Source organism: Bacillus cereus group sp. MYBK220-1 (genome assembly GCF_051916445.1).
GTDB classification, from domain to species: Bacteria; Bacillota; Bacilli; order Bacillales; family Bacillaceae_G; genus Bacillus_A; species Bacillus_A cereus.
In genome coordinates, this window is sequence record NZ_JBQAGQ010000002.1 from 59,719 (window position 1) to 79,337 (window position 19,619).

Consider the following 19,619-nt stretch of genomic DNA (forward strand, 5'->3'; position numbering starts at 1 on the left):
ATTTCAGCAGCTTTTCCCCCTTTATATATAAAGAGCGAGAGGAAGAGCTATGACAAAGGTGCATCAGCGATTAATTTCTATTTTAGAAGAATTTTTAGAAGAGAAATCGATGTTAAATCGAGCTTTTTTAGCAGGCCGTTTACATGTATCAACGAAGACGATTCAAAAAGATATAAAATTATTAAATGATATATTGGAAGAAAACGGAGCGAAAATCGAATCGCAAAGAGGGACTGGGTACGAATTAGAAATTATACAAAAGAAGAAATTTGAAGACTTTTGTGTGAGTCTATTTCAAAAACAGACGGAAAAGATCCCAACTTCTTATGAAGAAAGAATAGCGTACATTCTGCAGCGTGTTTTAATGACAGAGGGATATGTGAAGCTTTCAGAATTAGCGGAAGAGATGTATGTGAGCAAATCAACGGTCAATTTAATTATGAAAGATGTTACAGATAAATGTGGTCGCTATAAATTACAAATTGAGAAGAGACCGTATTATGGTATACGTATTGTTGGAGAGGAATTTAATATTCGTTCTTGTTTATCACAATATGGTTTACCGCGTTATGACCATACTCCGTTTCATGAGCAATTTGAGCAGACGGAGACATATTTATCGCTACCGCATATATCACTCATTCGCTCAATTATATTAAAGTATATTGAAGGCGGAACAATATATTTATCTGATATAGAAATTGATAATTTAGTCATTCATATTGCAATCGCATTAAAGCGTTGTCAAAGTCAACATTATATGAAAGGACTGCATGCGGAGCAATCAGAACTTATAATAAAGAAAGAATATACAATTGCGAAGCAGATTTTAGGAGATTTAGAGAAAGAGTTAAAATTTTTATTTCCAGAAGAAGAAGTATTATATGTGACGATGCATTTATTAAGTACTGCTGTTACAACGAGAGATCGCTATGAAAATGTAGAAGAGCTATTAGGAAAAGATATATATGCATTTATGCAACATATTCTTTTTAAAGTAGCGGAAGAACGGAATCTTATTTTTTATTATGATGAAGAATTATTATTTGGATTTGGTATTCATTTAAAAACGTTATTAAATCGTTTGAAGTATAAGTTAAATACGAGAAATCCTCTTTTGGCAGAAGTGAAAAAGAATTATCCGTATGCTTTTGAAATTGCGGTTCTCGTTGGAGATATCATTGGTGAATATACGGGTGAATCGATCCCTGAAAGTGAAATTGGTTATATAGCAATTCACTTCGGCGGAGCGATGAGCCGTTTGCAGGAGCAGAATCAAAAGAAAAGATGCTTATTAGTTTGTGCGACTGGTCAAGGAAGTGCACAACTATTAAAATATAAAATTTTATCACAGTTCCGAGATAAATTAGAGATTGTAGGTATTACAGGCTATTATCAATTCAAAGTAGAAGATCTTTATAAAGAAAAAATAGATTGTATTATTAGTACGATTCATATACCGAGTGGCTTGCCTGTTCCAGTTATAAAAGTGAATTCAATATTTGATGATAAAGAGATTAAATCGATTGGTCAGCGGTTGTTTACGCATGTGAATACTAGTGTGCAGCCTTATATTAAGGAAGATTTAATCTTTTTAAATTATAGTGCTTCTACGAAAGAGGATGTTATTCAGTTTTTATGTGAGAAAGCTGCTGAGAAACGCTATGTACCAGAAAACTTTTATGCTTCTGTTATGGAAAGAGAAAATACGTCTCCGACAGCGGTTGGGAATTCAGTTGCAATACCGCATCCGATGCAGTTATTAAGTGAGGAAACTTTTTTGATGTTTTGCACACTTGAAAAGGCTGTTGATTGGGGAGATAAAAAAGTACAAGTAATTATTTTATTTAGTGTAAAGCGCAATAATAATGAAGATTTGCAAAGGCTATATGATTTTTTATATGATATTATGTCTAGTCAAACTACGATAGAGAAACTTACTCAGACCGAGGTAATTGAAGATTTTCAAGAGATTTTATTATCATTTTGAAAAAGTATATAAAAACTTCCGTTACATAACGGAAGTTTTTTATGTTTAATTGTATGCGTTTTCATAATAAGATGGAAATATAGAAAACATATAGCTTGGGGGAATTTAAAATGGCTGATATGCAAACTCCATTTGCGTTAATTTTACATGGTGGCAATGCGAGAAGTGCGGCGCTTGAAGCAATTGCTTTTGCAAGACAAGGAGATTTCGGGAATGCCGGTGAAAAGATGAAACTTGCTAGTGAGGAAATTTCAGCAGCGCATCGTATTCAAACGGATTTAATTCAAGAAGAGGCAAGAGGAAATCATGCAGAAATTAGTTTACTGTTGGTGCACGCACAAGATCATTTAATGAATGCAATTACAGTGAAAGAACTGGCTGAAGAATTTATTGCTCTTCATAAACGAGTAGAAGAGAAAGTGACCGTATAAGATGTACATTTTATTATGTTGTGCAGCAGGTATGTCAACGAGTATGGTCGTAAGAAAAATGCAAGAAGAGGCAAAGAAACAGGGGAAGAATTATAAAATTAAGGCAGTTGATTCAGAACTAGTGAAGCTTGAAATTAAGGAAGCCGATGTCGTTTTAATTGGACCACAGGTGAAATATTTATTCCCAGCTGTAGAGTTTCTTGCAAATTCATACAATATACCAGTTGCGATTATAGACCAACGAGATTATGGCATGTGTGATGGTTTGAAGGTGCTTAAGCAAGCAGAACAATTAGTTTTAGCATAATTATATCTTTTTAAATATAAACATTATAATGTTATAAAGTTTATTTCATTCTTTTATAGTAGAGAGAAAGAGGAGGGCTATTGATGAATGGGTTTATGAGTTTTATGGAACAAAAGATTATGCCAACAACGCAAAAGATTGCAGGACAACGACATTTATTAGCAATTCGAAACGGGGTTATTTCTACATTGCCGTTAACGATCGTCGGATCATTTTTCGTTATCTTTTTAAATTTACCAATTGATGCATATATGGAATGGATTGCACCGTTTCGCCATATTTTAGATATTCCATTCCGATTTACAGTAGGGCTAATGGCATTATACGCAGCGTTTGGTGTAGGGGCTTCGCTCGCGAACTTTTATCAGCTCAATCAGTTAAGTGCAGGGTTATTATCTGTACTCGCCTTTTTACTAGCATCAGTTGAACCAATTCAAATTACGAAAGCTGTACCAGGTGTTATTGATGCAGGTAGATATATTTCAGTAGGAACATTAAGTGCAACGTCTTTATTTGGCGCAATTGTTACAGCATTAATTGCAGTAGAAATTTATCATTTTATGATTAAGCATAATATCTCGATTAAATTACCAGATAGTGTACCACCCGCAGTTTCAAATTCGTTTGCAGCATTAATTCCAACATTAGCAGTTATTCTTTTATTCTGGGGCATTCGCTACGGTTTGAAATTCGATGTAAATACAACAATTACATATTTAATCGCACCATTAAAATCAGTATTAGTAGGAAATAATTTATTCGGTGGTTTATTAACAGTATTCTTAATCGTGTTTTTCTGGTCATTCGGTATACATGGACCAGCGATTTTAGGACCAATTATTCGTCCGATGTGGGATTCAGCAATTCTTGAAAATATGGAAGTATTCACTGCTACAGGAAATGCACATCAGTTACCAAACTTATTTACAGAGCAATTCATTCAATGGTTCGTATGGATTGGCGGATCAGGTTCAACGTTAGCTTTAGTAATTATGTTTATGTTCTCTAAATCTAAGTTCCTAAAAGAGTTAGGTAGATTATCATTCGTACCAGGTTTATTCAATATTAACGAACCAATTATTTTTGGGGCACCGATTGTAATGAACCCAATCTTAATTATTCCGTTCGTTATTACACCGTTAGTGACAACGACAGTATCATATTTCGCAGTTGTTTCAGGTATGATTCCACTTATGATGGCGAAACTGCCATTTACGATGTTAGCACCAATTGCAGCGGTAATTAGTACGGACTGGACAATTATGGCTGGTGTACTTGTACTTGTTAACTTTGTTATCTCATTCGTTATTTACTATCCATTCTTCAAAATGTATGAGAAACAACAATTAGCAGGAGAGGAGAAAACAGAATGCTCGGAGCAATTATCATCTTAATTACATTCGTGGTCGGACAGTGTATTGCCCATTATTCGAAATGGGTACAAAGTAAATCTTTATTAGTGTTACTACTAGTATCAGTTTTATTTATCGGTTGTTCAATGGGTGCATATGTAATGTTAGGATTGCAATCACCGTACGTAATTATTGTACCGACAATTTTATGTGCAACGTGTTTATCTGCAAAATATAGATTTACGAGCATGGCATTAATACAACGTGTGAAGGAGATGCAAAAGCATGGAGCGTAAATTAGGAATTTCACTTTATCCAGAACATTCAACGAAAGAAAAAGATATGGCTTATATTTCCGCAGCGGCACGACACGGTTTCTCAAGAATATTTACTTGTTTGTTATCTGTGAATCGTCCGAAAGAAGAAATTGTAGCTGAATTTAAAGAGATTATTAATCACGCAAAAGATAACAATATGGAAGTTATTTTAGATGTAGCTCCGGCTGTGTTTGATCAGCTTGGTATTAGTTATAGCGATTTATCATTCTTCGCGGAGTTAGGCGCAGACGGTATTCGTTTAGATGTAGGCTTCGACGGGTTAACTGAAGCGAAAATGACGAATAATCCGTACGGTTTAAAAATTGAGTTAAATGTAAGTAACGATATTGCGTACTTAGAAAATATTCTTTCGCATCAAGCGAATAAATCAGCTTTAATTGGTTGCCATAATTTTTATCCGCAAAAATTCACTGGTCTTCCATACGATTATTTCATTCGCTGTAGTGAACGCTTTAAAAAGCATGGTATTCGCAGTGCAGCCTTTATTACATCACATGTCGCAAACATCGGTCCATGGGATATTAACGATGGATTATGTACATTAGAAGAGCATCGTAATTTACCAATTGAAGTACAAGCGAAGCATTTATGGGCAACAGGGTTAATTGATGATGTCATTATCGGAAATGCTTATGCGAGTGAGGAAGAGTTAGAGAAACTAGGAAACTTAAATCGCTACATGTTACAGCTAAAAGTGCACTTTGTAGACGAAGCGACTGAAGTAGAGAAGAGAGCTACGCTGCAAGAATTACACGTAAGGCGCGGCGACATAACAGAGTATATGGTACGTTCTACAGAAGTACGTAAAAAGTACAAAGACTATGACTTCCCAGTGCGTGAAAGTGTGCTGCAGGAAAGAGGGCAAGTTGTAATTGGAAACAATTCATTTGGTAAGTATAAAGGTGAACTGCAAATCATTCTGAAAGAGATGCCGATAGATGAACGGAAAAATATCGTCGGTACAATTGCGGAAGAGGAGTTATTCTTACTAGATTATGTAGGAGCTTGGACGCAATTTACTTGTGTGGAATAGGGAAGAGAAGGAGAGGATGCTGTGGCATCCTCTTTTTTCTGTTGAAATAGTAATCTATCGTATATAGAATGCAAAGAGATAGACTTAATTTGGACGGGGAGAGAAGGAGATGGAAGAGTATATAGATGATTTATTAAGGCGGATGGATGATGAGGAAACAAAGATTTGGCATCGTGCGTATGATGAAGCAAAAGCGTTAAATGACTTATTAACTTTTCCTTATTTACAGCAGAAGGTAATCAAAGCAAAAAAGGTATCTATGAAGAAAGACATTTATTATTTAATGACGAAACTCGCTATTAATACGAAAGAGATCAGTATTGCTGATTATCTTATAGATTGTTTGGAATGTGAACAAAACCCGACTTTGTTAAGTGAACTGCTTAGTAATATTTATACATTGCCAGAAGTAAGTGATACAAATAAAATTATTCCGTATATTTACCATAAAAACGATAGTGTTCGTTTTTGGGCAGTTTCTTCCTTAAAGTTATGTAAATCATTAGAAGCGGAGAGTGCTTTACTAAAGTTGCTGGATACTCAAGAAAATAAAGATGAGATTACAAATATTTGTTATACATTGTTTGAGATTGGAACAAATCAATCGATTCTGCCGTTAACAAAGCTTTTATATAGTAATAGTGCCTATGTTCGTTCAACTGTTATTGAGGTGTTAGCAAAAATAGGGGGATCGGACTTACAAATAGTTTATATTGAAGCTTTACAGGATAGAAATGTGATGGTGAAATATGAAGCTGTTCGAGCTATTTATACGTATGGCGACGAAATGGCAATGAGACCAATTTGCGAACGTGTGAATAAAATTGTTGCTAGAAGACGTAAAAATGAAGTAGAGCCTACGGATGAAGCAGAGATTATCATTGCTCTTCGTTTCTTACATAAGTTTGCTAATCATGAAGAAGTTTTAAGGATATTTGATAAAGTATATAAAAAACGAGGGAACTTATTTATATCAGAGAGGGAATGGCTTCGAGACAATATTGCTTACTTTCAAGAGAAAGAAAGAATGTAATAATTATAGAAAAGGAGTCAGTCTCAACGATAAGACTGACTCCTTTTTTTACTAACTAGTTTAATACTTTAACTGTAACTGTTTTACGTCCCCAGCTACTTGATGAACCTTTATCTGGCATTAAAACGTCGATTTTATTACCTTTAATAGCTCCACCAGTATCACCAGCGATTGCTACTCCGTAACCTTCAACCCATACTTTTGAACCTAATGGAATGACACTTGGATCAACTGCAATTAGTTTCATGTTTGGATTAGCTGTTAAGTTGTGGCCTAAAGCTGATTTTACTTGGTCGCCTGCTTTATAACCATTTTCAAGTGGATCTGCTGTGTAAGCTGTTGCTACAACACGTAACTCACGAGAAGATGATGGTGCACTTGTTTCAGTTTCTTTTGCAACAGGTTGTTGTGTAGCTGGTTTTTGAGCTTTAGCCGCTTCTTGAGCCTTAGCCGCTTCACGAGCTTCAGCTGCTTCTTGAGCCTTAGCTGCTTCACGAGCTTCAGCTGCCTCTTGAGCTTTAGCCGCTTCACGAGCTTTAGCTGCTTCTTGAGCCTTAGCCGCTGCTTGAGCTTCAGCATCTGCTTGAGCTTTAGCAGCTTCACGAGCTTTAGCAGCCTCTTGAGCTTTAACTTCTGCTTGAGCTTCAGCATCTGCCTGAGCTTTAGCAGCTTCTTGAGCCTTAGCAGCTTCACGAGCTTTAGCCGCTTCTTGAGCTTTAACTTCTGCTTGGGCTTCAGCTGCTTCGCGAGCTTTAGTTGCTTCCACTGCTTTAGCTTTTGCTTGAGTTTCAGCTACTTCCTGAGCTTTAGCCGCTTCACGAACTTTAGCTGTATCTTGAACTGTAGTCGTTTTTTCAACTTTAGCTACTGGTTGAACTTTAACTGGTGCTTTACCTGTTAAGTAAGGAACATGAACATAAGCTGTTTTTCCGTTATATTCAAATTGAATCCAATCATTTTGTACTTGGTGTGTTGTTTCAATTACATCATCTTTTTTCAACTTACCAAGAATCTCTGAGTCTGTGTTTGCCCCAGCACGTACGTTTAATACGTTTGCTGTTACGTAGTAAGTGTCTTTTGTATAGTCAGCGCTTATGAAAGCTTCTTTACCGCCATTCAATTGAACTTTTGACCAACCATTTTCTGTATGTAAAACATTTACTTTATATCCATCTAATAATTTTCCTACAACTTTTGATTCAGTAGTTGGGTTTTCTCGTACGTTTAGTACGTCAGTCGTTACGATTGTTTCTGCTTTAGCAGATGTTGTGAAAATCCCAAGACCAAAAACCGCTGCTGTTGCTATACCCATAAATTTTTTCATAATAGCCTCCATTGCATTTGTTTTCGTTGACCTCATTATAGCAACCATTATTTTCTTATTTGAGAAAAACATAAAATTACAAAGCTTTCGTAATGGGGCATTAATATTCTGTAACAATTCCATAAATTTCCTGATAGCGCTTCCTTGTTGTTTTTTGGCGTATTAGGGCATATGAAACACAAAATGAGTAGTATTTCAATTACTGTAACGTTAATAATGTTGCAGTAATATTTCTTGATGATATCTATAGTGTTACAAAAATAGCTTATTTTACTGTTTGAATGGAAATTTAGTTATGAAACGATAATCTTTTTAGGCGTGAAAATATATAAATGAGGTGAAATTTAATAAAATATCGATATAATTGTTACAAAATCAGTCGAAGTATGGAAAAAATTACGCCTTGATTTTCGTCTGTTACATAGTATTTTTGCAATAATAGAATTAGATAATAGCCTTAGTATCTATAAATAATGAAGAGTATTTGAATGATAGTTGTAACGTGAAACATATATAATAGAAGAAACTCAATTTAGTAGATAAATAAAAAACGCAGGAGTGTAAACTCCTACGTTTTTGTTTATTCATATCGTAAACATTCAATTGGATCCAGTTTGGCAGCTTTGTTAGCTGGCAGTAAACCGAATATAATACCGATTAACATTGAGATACCTACTGCAAGAAGTCCAAGTTCTTTTGAGACAACGAGTGGCCATCCAGCAAAGATTGAGACGATCCAAGCGAAGAAAATACCGAGCATGAATCCGATGAAACCACCAAGTCCTGTTAATATACAAGATTCGATTAAGAATTGTGTTAATACTTTACCACGTGTTGCACCAAGTGCTTTACGAATACCAATCTCACGTGTACGTTCTGTTACAGATACGAGCATGATGTTCATTACACCGATACCACCAACAAGTAAGGAGATAGCGGCAATACCACCGAATACCATTTTCATCATACCGATTGATTCGTCTAGTTGTTTCGTAAATTCACCTAAATCTTGTGCTTCGAATTTGTGCTCAAATTTAGGAGCTTTCATTTCGTTTAAAACAGAAACAGCTTGTTTTTCTACACTTTTACGTTCTGTCGGAGAGGTCATTGTTAATCTTACAGAGTCATACTCATTTACTCCTGAAATGACAGGCGCATTTTCAAGTGATGTATAACCTTCAGGCATAGGCATTCCAAAGTCATTTTTCGTTTCGTATACACCAACTATTTTATACGGCTTTCCTTTTATATCTGTGTATTGATTTGATTCCCAACCACTACTAAATAATTTGTTGAAAGCTTCTTCATTTAATATAACAGCAGGGATTGCTTGATTTAGTTCACTGTCATTTAATTCACGACCGTGAACTAATTTTATTTTCGAATCTGTCATAAAGGCGCCTGTTCCACCTTTTAAATCAAGATTTACATCTTTTGAACCAGCAGATGCTTTTACTTTCATACTTACGTCTGGATACACATCTTTAACGCCTGGTACAGTTTGCAGACGGTTTAGCATATCAGGTGTGATTTTGGCACTATCTGTTCCGTAATCAGGATTGTTGTAGTAAATCGTTACTTCGTTATCTTTTCCTTGGCCTAATTCTTTTTTAAACTTTGCGTTTGTACCATCACCCATTGAAATGATAGTAATAATGGCACTAATACCGATAATAATACCTAACATCGTTAAGATAGAACGCATTTTATGAGCAAAGATAGAGGAAAGGGCCATGCGTATATTTTCACTCGTATTCAAAATTAACCTCTCCAATCTTGGACGATATTTCCGTCACGAATTACAATTTGACGTGCTGCAGCTTCCCCGATTTCACGGTCATGGGTAATCATAATGATGGTTGAGCCTTGTTTATTTAATTCGTAAAAGAGGTCCATAATTTGTGTGCTTGTTTTCGTATCAAGTGCTCCCGTCGGTTCATCGGCTAAAATGAATTTTGGGTTATTTACGATTGCACGTGCAACGGCGACACGCTGCTTTTGTCCACCTGATAATTCGTTTGGTAAGTGAGTAGCGCGATCAGCTAAACCGACTTTTGTTAAAGCAGCTAATGAGCGCTCGCGTCTTTCTTTTTTATCGACTCCAGCGTAAATAAGAGGTAGTTCTACATTTTGAAGCGCTGTAAGTCTCGGTAATAACATGAAGTTTTGGAATACGAATCCAATCTCTTTATTACGTACGTGTGCAAGTTCTGTTTCAGACATGTTTGAAATATTTTGACCGGCTAGTTCGTACGTACCTGTCGTCGGTTTATCTAAGCAACCGATAATGTTCATTAATGTTGATTTACCAGAACCAGAAGGTCCCATAATTGAAGTGAATTCTCCTTGGTTCAATGTTACGTCAATTCCGTGTAATATTTGAACGGACTCTGCACCATTTTGGAAGGATTTCGTGATGCCTTTTAAGTTAATCACTGGGCGACAACCTCCATACCATCTTTTAAGTCTTTTTCAGGTTTAGAGATAATTTCCTCTCCTTTTTTCACTCCAGAAACTTTTGCTTCGCTATCAGTCTCGAATTCAACAGTAACTGCTTGTTCTTTCGCCTTACCGTCTTTTACAACGAAGACAACATTTTTGTCACCTTTTTTCACGATACTGCTTTTCGGAACAATTGTACCAGTTGCTTCGCCAGATTTACTTGTTACGTAAACGTGGAAGCCGTTTTGTAATTCGTCACTATTATCTAATGTGACAGTGAATTGATAGTTAGAAACAGTTTTATTTTCATCCATGCTCTTTAATGGTGTAGAACCGATTTCTGTTACTTTTCCTGTCCAAGTCTTACCAGCGACAGTTTTTGATGAAACAGTTACTTCTTGCCCAACTTTCATACTAGCAAGCTCATATTCAGAAAGTTGACCTTTTACCTTAAATTGACCAGCGTGACGAAGAGTAACGCCGCTCATACCTGTTTTTTCGTCAGCAGTTTTCACGATATCATCAATTACGCCATCAGCAGGACTTGTTACAGAAAGATTGTTTACTTTCTCTTTTGCTGTTTTAATCATTTCATCAAATTTTTCAACATCAAACTTTTTCATTTCAAGTTGTGATTCTAATTGCCCAACTTCAGCTTCTGATGCTTTTAATGCTTCAGCGGGAAGGCCTGCATTTTTATCTTTTTGTAACTTTTGTTTCGCTGCATCAAGTTGTTTTTGGAACAACGTTACTTCTTTTTGTGCGATTTTCTTTTGCATTTCTGCTTCTGTTACACCTTGTTTAGCAGTCGGGTCATTGTATTTAAATAGAAGCTGACCTTTTTTCACTTCATCGCCTTTTTTTACAGCTAATTCATATGTTCCTTTTGTTGGATCGAATGAAATAGTTTCAATTCCGTTTGGAATAACTTCGCCACCAAATTTTTGCGCGTTTTGGATTTGTTTTTCAGTTACTTTATATCCGCTATATGCCATTGCTACTTCTGAACCGCCTCCAGCAAATGCAAAGTATGATCCAGCTGCAATTCCGATTGCTACTACACTAGTAATTAACACTTTATTTTTCTTTTTCATCTATTTATCACCTTTTCGTTCGTTTTAGTATCTACATTAAGTATAGAAGAGGTGAAGAATCTGACAAATCGTTTTAGCTTACAATAACCTTACAGTTTTGTAAGGTATGAATATGTAAATGTAAGGTAGAGGTTGTCCTAGTGTAAGCAAATGAATTGACTCGTCGTTTCTTTCTTACAATAATATTGTATGGAGGAAAGGAGGAAGGAAGATGGAAGCTTATTTTAGCGCACACCCATTAAAACCATTTATTCCATACTCAAGGCAACATGCCCTTATATTATTTATTATGTTGGTGGGGATATTTTTTCTGTATCAATATCAAGATGTATTACGTCAAAGTGAGTGGAATATAACGGTTCGATATGCAATTGCATTTTTATTTATAGGTAGTGAAATTGGGCTTCATATGTGGGAGTGGAAAGCGGGGATTTTTGAGCTAGCTACTTCATTACCGTTTGAATTATGTACGATTAGTTTATTATTAGCGTCGATTATGATCGTAACGAAAAGTTACCGCATATATGAGATTGTATTTTTCACGGGAATTATTGGTGCATCACAAGCTATTTTAACGCCAAACTTGCAGTATGCTTTTCCGCATTTTCGTTTCATTGAATATTTTATCGCGCATATATTGCTCATTTGGGCACCACTCTTTATGACTTGGGTGGAAGGCTATAGACCGACCTTGCAATCTATTAAGCGTACGATGATATTTTTAAACATATTGATTCCGCTTGTTTCGTTTGTGAATTATAAAACAGGCGGTAATTATATGTTTTTAGCTCATAAGCCAGAAACAGCTTCACTACTCGATATGTTAGGACCGCATCCTTACTATATTATTTCATTAGAACTCGCAGCACTTATTGGGTGTTTTATTTTGTATATGGCGTTTGCAAAAAGAGAAAGGCATGCGCATAAAGAATCACTAGGATCATAACCTAGTGATTTTTTATGTTTGAATATTTACAATTCAGAAAATTAAGAATAAAATTAGAGAGTAAAATATAAAGAGAGAGAAGGGAAAACGTGGTCAAAAAAGTTTTTCTGAATGGGATGGAAGTGACAATTCAATTTATTATTTCGATTTTGGGGATTATTATGTTAGGGGCTCTGCCGAAATTGTTCTATGGATTTAAGCTGGATGTATCAAAGTACATACAGAGTTTAAAAGAAGTGTTTGTGAACTTAATGGATATTTCCAATTTGCAATATGTGAAAGGTAAATTTTTATTTCCGCAGCTGTTCGTCCATTATAAAGAAACGATTATTATTTTTTTAGCTGCTTTTTTTATTTCATTATTTGTAGCATTTTGTATTGTTTATGTAATTATGAGTAGTTCACCGCGTATACAACATCGAATTAAATCATTTCTTATCTTCCTAGAATCTATTCCAGATATCCTTCTTATTTTAGTATCACAAATTTTAGTTATATGGTTTTTTAAACAAACAGGTTTTTTACCTTTTCAAATTGCTTCAATTGGAGGCGAGTCAATTAGAGGATTGCCGATACTTTGTTTGAGCATCCCGACTACGATTATGTTTGTAAAAATGGTCGTGCTTCGTTTTGAAAATGAACTAGAAAAAGATTATGTACTATTTGCTAAGGCGAAAGGGCTGGGGCGCTTTCATATTTTAAATCGTCATATTTTACGAAATGTGTTGCTTAGTACATTATTCTTTGCGAAAACGAATATCTTTTTTATGTTATCTAATTTATATATTATAGAATGGATTTTTAATACGGGTGGTATTTTTATGTTTTTGAAATCGTATTTTGGTATTAGAGTTGAGGTTTTCATCGTTAGTGTGCTTCTTATATATATTCCGATTTTTATTTTATTTAAATTATTTCATTATCTCATTCCGGCTGCGATGAAGGAAAGATTATAATATGTGGACGTATATAAAACGTGATAAAAGATTTTGGATAAGCATTGGGTTTCTTCTCCTATTAGTTCTTTTGAGCATCGGAAATACGTTATGGAATGATGGACATATTAGACAAGTTACATTGCAATATGATGCGGATGAAAATCCACAAGTGCCACCGTTTCCACCTTCATTACAATTTTTACTCGGGACAGACCGGAAAGGGTATGACCTGTTACATTTAGTCATTGAGGGCGCGAAGTGGACGATTGGTATATCTATTTTAATTGCGGCACTTAGAATGGTAATAGGTGTGTTTTTCGGTGTCGTACTCGGAACGTATATAAAAAGAGGATTTTCAAAAATTGAGGCTTTCTTTGATAGTTTTACAGTTATTCCGACAGTTATGATTGCGTATTTTTTTCTTCAATCTGCAAATGCATTTGGAAGCGGAGAGGAGACAACAACCTTTTTTGAAAGGGCTTCGTTTCAAGTTGTCTTACTTGTAATGCTTGTAATGCCAGTTATTGCACTGTATGTTGCGAAGGAAGTTCGTAAATTGCGAACGGAGGAATTTGTTGATGCCGCACGCATATTAGGTGGATCGAGAAGACATATTGTTATAAAGCATCTTTTCCCGCACCTTTATATGACGTTTATACTTGTATTTTTTCAGCAGTTTACGCAGACTCTTACTATTTTACTGCACTTAGGATTACTTGAAGTGTTCTTTGGTGGGACTGTAATGTTTGGTGGACCTATAAAAGAGGTGGAATCTTATACGCATGAATGGTCAGGTTTAATTGGAGTATACTTTAGGTCATTAACAGTGAATCCGTGGATCCCTCTCGTTCCGATTACATTTTTTGGACTTACTATTTTTTCAGGAAATATGATTGTAAAAAGTCTAGAAGAGGCGATGTTGAAAGTTCGATTAGGGGGAGAGATAAAGAAGGAAGTTGTAGAAGAGGAACAATCTGCTGTACAGTCAAAGGAAGAGTTGTTTACGTTTAAACATACGATGTGAAGAGAAAAAGAAGCAAGCATGGATTTCATGCTTGCTTCTTTTTACTTTGCAGAAACTTCACCTTCAGCTTCTGTTTGCGGAATAAAGTATCCGATTATACCACCAATTATTGCTGGAACGATCCAGCCGATTCCTAAGTTATAAAAAGGAATCGTGTGTACGATATTAGCGATAAAACTTGGTATCATTCCCACATTATCAAGTGCATGAATACAGCTAATAATGAATGCTGCGATCATTGCTCCGATGTAGACAGAAGGTTTACGTTTCGTATATTTATCGATAAATGATACGAAAATTAAAATGATTGTAATTGGGTACAAAATAATTAATACAGGTAGTGTGATTTTAATTAATAAGCTTAATCCTAAGTTTGAAATAACGAAACTAAAGATACAAACGTATAGTACGAGCTTTTTGTAAGAAACATTTGTTAATACTGTTGCGAAATAGTTGGCGAATGCACTTACAACACCAATTGCTGTTGTTAAACAAGCGAAGATAATGGCGATACTTAATAAAACATTACCGCTTGTCCCAAAGAATTGGTACATAACAGTTGCTAATAGTTGACCACCGTTCTCGAATTGTCCCAAGTTTCCGTTTGAAGCTCCGATATAACCGAGTAAGAAGTAAACAATTGTTAAGAATAGAGCAGCGATACTTCCGCAAATGATTGTATATTTCGCGATAGATTTCTTCTCTTGTATACCGTTTTGACGAATTGCATTTACAACAATTGTTGATAGTACGAGAGCGCCAATTGCATCTAACGTTAAAAATCCTTCAAGAAATCCTTTGAAAAACGGGATGTCTTTATAGTCACCGATAGGCTCTGCAAACGTTCCTGGTGAAAGAATCGCTTTTGTTGCCATAATTGCAATAATTACAAGTAAAATTGGCGTTAATATTTTACCGATATGATCTACTAGCTTGGATGGATTTAATGATAAGAAGTAAACGACTGTAAAGAAAATCGCACTAAAAACTAACATAGAATACCATTGATCTGGGAAAAGTGGTGCAATCCCAATTTCATAAGATACAGATCCAGTTCGTGGAATAACAAATAGTGGGCCGATTGAAAGATAAATAATGATAGCGAATACTGCTGCGAATTTTGGATGAACACGGCTCGCTAAAGTGTTAAAACTACCACCAGCAAGGGCAACAGCAACGATAGCAAGTAAAGATAAACCGACGTCTGTAATAATAAACCCTGTAATGGAAACCCACATATTTTCTCCGGAAGAAAGACCAAGAAGGGGCGGGAAAATCATATTACCAGCACCGAAGAAAACTGCGAATAGTAATAAACTAATCGAAAGTATTTGCGCTGGTTTCAAAGTTGTACGCATATAAAGAAAATCCTCCTAATGAGTATTTTTGTCGAAAATTCAAATAATTTGTCGAGTAACTGTTATTATTTTAAAGGTCTGATGACTAGAAAGCAATAGGGAATTTTGAAAAAATTAAAAAATAATGCATTAAATCGAATAAATATACTATTTGTATGTTTAATAGGGAAGATTTAACTTTTAACGCAAAAAAACACATATCGCTAGGATATGTGTATTAAAAATATATTTTTCTATCGCGTTCTTCTTTTAAAATTTCAACGGCTTCTCGGAAGCGTTGTGAATGGACAATTTCTCGTTCGCGTAAAAAGCGTAAGCTGTCATTTATGTCGGGATCGTCAGATTGGTTGATAAGCCATTGATATGTGGCACGCGCTTTTTCTTCAGCCGCAATATCTTCGTATAGGTCGGCAATTGGATCACCTTTAGCTTGTATATAGGTTGCAGTAAATGGAACACCAGCTGCGTTATGGTAATGAAGTGCGCTGTCATGATCGACGTAATGAGGGTCGAGACCAGCTGCCTTCATCTGTTCAGGAGTCGCATCTTTTGTCAGCTTATAAACCATCGTAGCAATCATTTCAAGATGCGCAAATTCTTCTGTACCAATATCGGTAAGGAGGCCAATGACTTTATCCGGGATTGTATAACGCTGATTTAAGTAACGTAGTGCAGCAGCTAATTCTCCATCTGCACCACCGTATTGCTCAATTAATAATTTTGCAAGTGCTGGATTACAAGTTCCTACTTTAACAGGGTATTGTAATTTTTTTTCATAAATCCACATAGTTTCTCTCCTTTATATTTGCCATGGCCAAGGACCTTTACTCCATTCCCAAGGGGCATTAGAATAACTGTTCCCAAACTGTTGGAGTGGTCCGTATTTTTCTTCCATCTTTTGTTTTAATACTCTTCGTTTATAGGAGAAATCATTAAATTGATTAATAGCGGCGGTGTCATCTGGATGTGTATCTAAATAAAGAGTTAGTTCAACTAGTACAAAGTCTAGTTCTTGAAGCTCCAGTAACAGCTGATAATATTCTTCTGGTAGCGATTGAGTCACGTCAGTAGTCACCGCCCTTTTTTATAAGGATTCTCATAATAGTCATAAAAAACTGGCCATAAAGTCCCTTTTTGTAGCGCTTCTTTTGGTGTGAATTGTGGTAAGTTTGGCGGTTGAAAACCTAAAAATAAATTAGGAGGAGTAGAATAATATTTCTTTCCAATAGGAGGACAAGGATCGAGAGGACTATGATAGGGCACGAATGATCGCATATATTTATTCATGGATAAACCTCCTTAAATGTTCATTACTACGTATTGTATTCAGACATAATAGGCCTTTATGACACATATAAAAAAGTAATAGGTACGGGGGGAATGAATGTGGAGAATGTGAAACAATTCATTGTATTGGAAGTGAAAAACTTAAAGGAAACTTTGTATTTTTATGAAGGGATTTTAGGAATCAAGCCTAGTTTAGAAAGACCCCAATTAGATGTAACAGGGGTTTGGTATGATGCTGATTCAATGAGAGTTAGTTTTGTAATGAATCGTAGTTTGGGTGGGCGTGAGAAGAGTATTACGGATTCGATTGATGTACTAATGTTTTCAATTTCTAACATAGAGAACTTAAAGAAGAGGTTAGTGTTTTATAAAATTGCATATACAGAAAACAAAAGTGAGAAGAGTATTGTAGTACAAGACCCAGATGGATATAAAATTCAAGTGATAGAGAAGGACGAATAAACGGAGGGGATTTAGTGGAGAGGAATTATGAAGAAAGTGCATTGTTTGAGCATCAATTTTGGCTAAAGGTGCTTACTGATCATTCGCAATTTTTACTTGATGCATTAGCTCCAAAGGAAAAAGAGGATATAAAAAAGGCCACTTATTTTGTTGAAACATTTACGAATCTGTTAAATAAAGTTCGTAATGTGAATCTCATTGCGTTTTCAAAAGAGGCAGAACGAGCAGCAAAGGAAATACGAACGTTTAAATTAAGTATTATACAGAAACAACTCGAGGGAAAAATCACTATTCATTTTACACCAACTTTCATCAATCATATGGTAAACGAAGTAGAAGAGTATATAACAGTGTTAGAATTTTTAAAGAAAGGAGAAGTTCCGCCTGTTTTTCATGAATTACATTATCATCTCGTTTGGTTAACGGATGCGGCTGGCCATGCAGGGTCTATTTCTGGTGGATTAGATCTTGTTGAAAAAAGATTAAAAGAGAAAAGCGAAGAATTTACGAAGCACTTTGAACAATTTTACTTAAAGGCAGTTGAAATGACGGGGTATTTACGGACAGAGCTTCATCATTTTCCTGCATTAAAGAAGTTTACAAAAGATGTTTCACTTGAGTTAAACTTATTTTCGCATTTTCTCCATGAGGTTGAAGAGCTGGAGTTATCGAATGAAATATTAAGTGCATTATCTGCTAGAATGGCGGATCATATGGCAAGAGAAGAATGTTATTACTTATTAAAATTAGCACAATCGTCTGGACTTGAGATGCCAAAATGTAATCCGCTTTAAAGAAAAAAGAGGTCAATTTTATTTGGCCTCTTTTTCTGCTTTATTTTCTCTTTTTATTTTTGCTTGTTCAATACTTGCCTGTAATGTCTCCATAATATTGATGATGTTTGGAGTTGGAGAGATTGTTTCGGTTTTTTCCTGTTGTTCAATTTTGTTTTCGATTAGTTCGGTAAGGGCTTCTTTATACTCATCTGTATACATCTCTTGTTCAAAAGGATTTGTAAGATGGTGGATTAAATTGATTGCTGCTGTGAGTTCTTGTTTTTGAATCGGATAATTTTCGTTACTTGGTAAGTTAGGTGTATTTGTTATATCGCGAATTTCATTAGGGTAGTGAATAGTTTGTAATATAAGCCCATCTTCAAAGTTACGGATAATAGCTAAATGTTGTTTTTTTCTAATGGAAATATGGATAAGACCAAGTTTATTCGTACGTTCAAGTGCTTCTTTTAATAATAAATATGATTTTTCATGTCCTGAGGTAGGGCCTATAAAATAAGAACGATCGTAGAGAACAGAATCAATTTCGTTATTTTGGATAAAAGATATAATACGAATAGATCTTGGTTCGTGAGCTTTTTGCAACTCAGCTAATTCTTTTTCATCCATAATAATGTACTTATGAGGTGCGTATTCATAGGCTTTTACAATATCTTTATCATCAATTTCTTCATCCGTACAATCAGGAGCAAATTTTTTATATTTAATAGGTGTTAAGCATTCTTTATGAAGACTTAAAAATTTTATATCGTTTTCTTCTACGGCACTGTATAGTTTGATTCCTATATTTAATAGTCCAAGTGAAAGGGCACCTTTCCATACGGTATGCAAATGAAGCCTCTCCTTTCATTCAAAAATGATTATGTATATTATGAGATAGTAAGAAATTTCCTATACGTTTTTTGTTTTTACGGAATGTTAAGCAGGAGGATGTGGGATATAAAATATATTGACAAGCCCTCCAAAATATTTTAATGTGATTGTATAAAATTGTGTATATAAAGGGGAGTAACTTATTACAGTAAAGTCGTCATTACAGGGAGAAACCCTCGGCTTTATTGGCAACGTTTCGTTGTTAGTGAGACCTTTACCAGCAATGGTAAAGGCCCCTTATTGTCTTTTTTAGGACCCTTACCATGTTTGGTAGGGGCCTTTTTGTATACAAAGAGAGGAGATATAAAAATGAAAAAACTTATTAGTAGATTAAGAGTTGTATTTCATGTTCGCCGATTTGTTCCATTCCTATTTGACTTTTTCACTTCAAAAGAGGTTTCAATAAAGAAGAAAATTTTATCTATTGCGTTTTTAGTTGGTTATGTTGCGATGCCGCTCGATTTAATTCCAGACTTCTTACCGTTTATCGGTATTTTAGATGATATTGGAATTGTATTATTTATTTTGAACCGAATTGTAAAAATGGCGCCAGTTCAATTACAAGAAAAGCATAACGTAAACGTAGGATAGGA

At 35.2% G+C, this 19,619-nt stretch carries 22 protein-coding genes; 13 read left to right on the top strand and 9 right to left on the bottom strand.

The window, feature by feature from the left end:
* Positions 1-49: 49 nt before the first annotated feature.
* The 7 genes from ACTFRU_RS07180 to ACTFRU_RS07210 all read left to right on the top strand — a co-directional run bounded on the left by ACTFRU_RS07180 (position 50) and on the right by ACTFRU_RS07210 (position 6,484).
* The gene (locus tag ACTFRU_RS07180) at positions 50-1,990 is read left to right on the top strand and encodes a BglG family transcription antiterminator (RefSeq protein ID WP_061113601.1); all 1,941 of its coding nucleotides are present in this window, start codon (positions 50-52) and stop codon (positions 1,988-1,990) included.
* Between the two features lie 110 nt (positions 1,991-2,100).
* Positions 2,101-2,421, top strand: a complete 321-nt coding sequence (locus tag ACTFRU_RS07185; RefSeq protein WP_000774631.1) for a PTS lactose/cellobiose transporter subunit IIA — start codon at positions 2,101-2,103, stop codon at positions 2,419-2,421.
* A gap of 1 nt (position 2,422) precedes the next feature.
* Positions 2,423-2,728: a PTS sugar transporter subunit IIB gene (locus ACTFRU_RS07190; RefSeq protein WP_000275642.1), complete on the top strand. Its 306-nt coding sequence runs from the start codon at positions 2,423-2,425 to the stop codon at positions 2,726-2,728.
* A gap of 83 nt (positions 2,729-2,811) precedes the next feature.
* Positions 2,812-4,122 (top strand): PTS sugar transporter subunit IIC, encoded by a 1,311-nt coding sequence (locus tag ACTFRU_RS07195; protein ID WP_001013053.1) that lies wholly within the window; start codon positions 2,812-2,814, stop codon positions 4,120-4,122.
* Positions 4,098-4,376, top strand: a complete 279-nt coding sequence (locus tag ACTFRU_RS07200) for a hypothetical protein (protein ID WP_000900048.1) — start codon at positions 4,098-4,100, stop codon at positions 4,374-4,376. The genes ACTFRU_RS07195 and ACTFRU_RS07200 overlap by 25 nt, the downstream gene beginning before the upstream one ends.
* The gene (locus tag ACTFRU_RS07205) at positions 4,366-5,451 is read left to right on the top strand and encodes a DUF871 domain-containing protein (RefSeq protein ID WP_000440054.1); all 1,086 of its coding nucleotides are present in this window, start codon (positions 4,366-4,368) and stop codon (positions 5,449-5,451) included. Before ACTFRU_RS07200 ends, ACTFRU_RS07205 begins: the two co-directional genes overlap by 11 nt.
* Positions 5,452-5,560: 109 nt before the next feature.
* Positions 5,561-6,484 (top strand): HEAT repeat domain-containing protein, encoded by a 924-nt coding sequence (locus ACTFRU_RS07210; protein WP_016121939.1) that lies wholly within the window; start codon positions 5,561-5,563, stop codon positions 6,482-6,484.
* Between the two features lie 55 nt (positions 6,485-6,539).
* On the opposite strand, the gene entC is transcribed toward ACTFRU_RS07210, so the two are convergent.
* The 4 genes from entC to ACTFRU_RS07230 form a co-directional block, all read right to left on the bottom strand.
* Positions 6,540-7,931, bottom strand: coding sequence for a cell wall-binding protein EntC (entC, locus tag ACTFRU_RS07215; protein WP_142384871.1), 1,392 nt, complete (start codon positions 7,929-7,931; stop codon positions 6,540-6,542).
* A gap of 457 nt (positions 7,932-8,388) precedes the next feature.
* Positions 8,389-9,543: an ABC transporter permease gene (locus tag ACTFRU_RS07220; protein ID WP_001986269.1), complete on the bottom strand. Its 1,155-nt coding sequence runs from the start codon at positions 9,541-9,543 to the stop codon at positions 8,389-8,391.
* Positions 9,544-9,569: 26 nt separating this feature from the next.
* Positions 9,570-10,244, bottom strand: a complete 675-nt coding sequence (locus ACTFRU_RS07225; protein ID WP_000609100.1) for an ABC transporter ATP-binding protein — start codon at positions 10,242-10,244, stop codon at positions 9,570-9,572.
* Positions 10,241-11,344 carry an efflux RND transporter periplasmic adaptor subunit gene (locus ACTFRU_RS07230; RefSeq protein WP_000728834.1) on the bottom strand — a complete coding sequence of 368 codons (1,104 nt, stop codon included), beginning with the start codon at positions 11,342-11,344 and terminating at the stop codon, positions 10,241-10,243. Before ACTFRU_RS07230 ends, ACTFRU_RS07225 begins: the two co-directional genes overlap by 4 nt.
* A gap of 211 nt (positions 11,345-11,555) precedes the next feature.
* On the opposite strand from ACTFRU_RS07230, the gene ACTFRU_RS07235 reads away from it, so the two are divergent.
* The 3 genes from ACTFRU_RS07235 to ACTFRU_RS07245 all read left to right on the top strand — a co-directional run bounded on the left by ACTFRU_RS07235 (position 11,556) and on the right by ACTFRU_RS07245 (position 14,252).
* Positions 11,556-12,290: a YwaF family protein gene (locus tag ACTFRU_RS07235; RefSeq protein ID WP_000388697.1), complete on the top strand. Its 735-nt coding sequence runs from the start codon at positions 11,556-11,558 to the stop codon at positions 12,288-12,290.
* 89 nt (positions 12,291-12,379) lie between these two features.
* Positions 12,380-13,246, top strand: a complete 867-nt coding sequence (locus ACTFRU_RS07240; protein ID WP_000239670.1) for an ABC transporter permease subunit — start codon at positions 12,380-12,382, stop codon at positions 13,244-13,246.
* Position 13,247: 1 nt separating this feature from the next.
* A complete protein-coding gene (locus ACTFRU_RS07245) occupies positions 13,248-14,252 on the top strand; it encodes an ABC transporter permease (RefSeq protein WP_000269955.1) in 1,005 nt (334 codons plus the stop codon).
* A 41-nt stretch (positions 14,253-14,293) separates the two neighbouring features.
* On the opposite strand, the gene brnQ2 is transcribed toward ACTFRU_RS07245, so the two are convergent.
* The 4 genes from brnQ2 to ACTFRU_RS07265 all read right to left on the bottom strand — a co-directional run bounded on the left by brnQ2 (position 14,294) and on the right by ACTFRU_RS07265 (position 16,897).
* Positions 14,294-15,610, bottom strand: a complete 1,317-nt coding sequence (gene brnQ2, locus ACTFRU_RS07250) for a branched-chain amino acid transport system II carrier protein BrnQ2 (RefSeq protein ID WP_001260934.1) — start codon at positions 15,608-15,610, stop codon at positions 14,294-14,296.
* A gap of 217 nt (positions 15,611-15,827) precedes the next feature.
* Entirely contained in the window at positions 15,828-16,397 is a 570-nt protein-coding gene (gene cotJC / locus ACTFRU_RS07255; RefSeq protein WP_000265278.1) for a spore coat protein CotJC, read from the bottom strand.
* 12 nt (positions 16,398-16,409) lie between these two features.
* Entirely contained in the window at positions 16,410-16,673 is a 264-nt protein-coding gene (locus ACTFRU_RS07260; protein ID WP_000194492.1) for a spore coat protein CotJB, read from the bottom strand.
* A gap of 8 nt (positions 16,674-16,681) precedes the next feature.
* Positions 16,682-16,897: a spore coat associated protein CotJA gene (locus tag ACTFRU_RS07265; protein ID WP_001046257.1), complete on the bottom strand. Its 216-nt coding sequence runs from the start codon at positions 16,895-16,897 to the stop codon at positions 16,682-16,684.
* A 33-nt stretch (positions 16,898-16,930) separates the two neighbouring features.
* Between ACTFRU_RS07265 and ACTFRU_RS07270 the strand changes: the two genes are divergently transcribed.
* The gene (locus tag ACTFRU_RS07270) at positions 16,931-17,359 is read left to right on the top strand and encodes a VOC family protein (RefSeq protein WP_165443285.1); all 429 of its coding nucleotides are present in this window, start codon (positions 16,931-16,933) and stop codon (positions 17,357-17,359) included.
* Between the two features lie 14 nt (positions 17,360-17,373).
* Complete coding sequence (locus tag ACTFRU_RS07275) at positions 17,374-18,153, top strand: DUF2935 domain-containing protein (RefSeq protein WP_000440986.1); 780 nt, start codon at positions 17,374-17,376, stop codon at positions 18,151-18,153.
* Between the two features lie 18 nt (positions 18,154-18,171).
* On the opposite strand, the gene ku is transcribed toward ACTFRU_RS07275, so the two are convergent.
* The gene (gene ku / locus ACTFRU_RS07280) at positions 18,172-18,984 is read right to left on the bottom strand and encodes a non-homologous end joining protein Ku (protein WP_000557737.1); all 813 of its coding nucleotides are present in this window, start codon (positions 18,982-18,984) and stop codon (positions 18,172-18,174) included.
* 351 nt (positions 18,985-19,335) lie between these two features.
* Between ku and ACTFRU_RS07285 the strand changes: the two genes are divergently transcribed.
* On the top strand, positions 19,336-19,617 hold the full coding sequence (locus tag ACTFRU_RS07285; RefSeq protein ID WP_000733844.1) for a YkvA family protein: 282 nt from the start codon (positions 19,336-19,338) through the stop codon (positions 19,615-19,617).
* The last annotated feature ends 2 nt before the right edge of the window (positions 19,618-19,619 follow it).

Excerpts from the sequence above, each read along its gene's own strand:
- ACTFRU_RS07180 (WP_061113601.1), top strand. The coding sequence starts at position 50 with ATGACAAAGGTGCATCAGCGATTAATTTCTATTTTAGAAGAATTTTTA.
- ACTFRU_RS07185 (WP_000774631.1), top strand. The coding sequence starts at position 2,101 with ATGGCTGATATGCAAACTCCATTTGCGTTAATTTTACATGGTGGCAAT.
- ACTFRU_RS07190 (WP_000275642.1), top strand. The coding sequence starts at position 2,423 with ATGTACATTTTATTATGTTGTGCAGCAGGTATGTCAACGAGTATGGTC.
- ACTFRU_RS07195 (WP_001013053.1), top strand. The coding sequence starts at position 2,812 with ATGAATGGGTTTATGAGTTTTATGGAACAAAAGATTATGCCAACAACG.
- ACTFRU_RS07200 (WP_000900048.1), top strand. The coding sequence starts at position 4,098 with ATGCTCGGAGCAATTATCATCTTAATTACATTCGTGGTCGGACAGTGT.
- ACTFRU_RS07205 (WP_000440054.1), top strand. The coding sequence starts at position 4,366 with ATGGAGCGTAAATTAGGAATTTCACTTTATCCAGAACATTCAACGAAA.
- ACTFRU_RS07210 (WP_016121939.1), top strand. The coding sequence starts at position 5,561 with ATGGAAGAGTATATAGATGATTTATTAAGGCGGATGGATGATGAGGAA.
- entC (WP_142384871.1), bottom strand. The coding sequence starts at position 7,931 with ATGGAATTGTTACAGAATATTAATGCCCCATTACGAAAGCTTTGTAAT.
- ACTFRU_RS07220 (WP_001986269.1), bottom strand. The coding sequence starts at position 9,543 with ATGGCCCTTTCCTCTATCTTTGCTCATAAAATGCGTTCTATCTTAACG.
- ACTFRU_RS07230 (WP_000728834.1), bottom strand. The coding sequence starts at position 11,344 with ATGAAAAAGAAAAATAAAGTGTTAATTACTAGTGTAGTAGCAATCGGA.
- ACTFRU_RS07235 (WP_000388697.1), top strand. The coding sequence starts at position 11,556 with ATGGAAGCTTATTTTAGCGCACACCCATTAAAACCATTTATTCCATAC.
- ACTFRU_RS07245 (WP_000269955.1), top strand. The coding sequence starts at position 13,248 with ATGTGGACGTATATAAAACGTGATAAAAGATTTTGGATAAGCATTGGG.
- brnQ2 (WP_001260934.1), bottom strand. The coding sequence starts at position 15,610 with ATGCGTACAACTTTGAAACCAGCGCAAATACTTTCGATTAGTTTATTA.
- cotJC (WP_000265278.1), bottom strand. The coding sequence starts at position 16,397 with ATGTGGATTTATGAAAAAAAATTACAATACCCTGTTAAAGTAGGAACT.
- ACTFRU_RS07265 (WP_001046257.1), bottom strand. The coding sequence starts at position 16,897 with ATGAATAAATATATGCGATCATTCGTGCCCTATCATAGTCCTCTCGAT.
- ACTFRU_RS07285 (WP_000733844.1), top strand. The coding sequence starts at position 19,336 with ATGAAAAAACTTATTAGTAGATTAAGAGTTGTATTTCATGTTCGCCGA.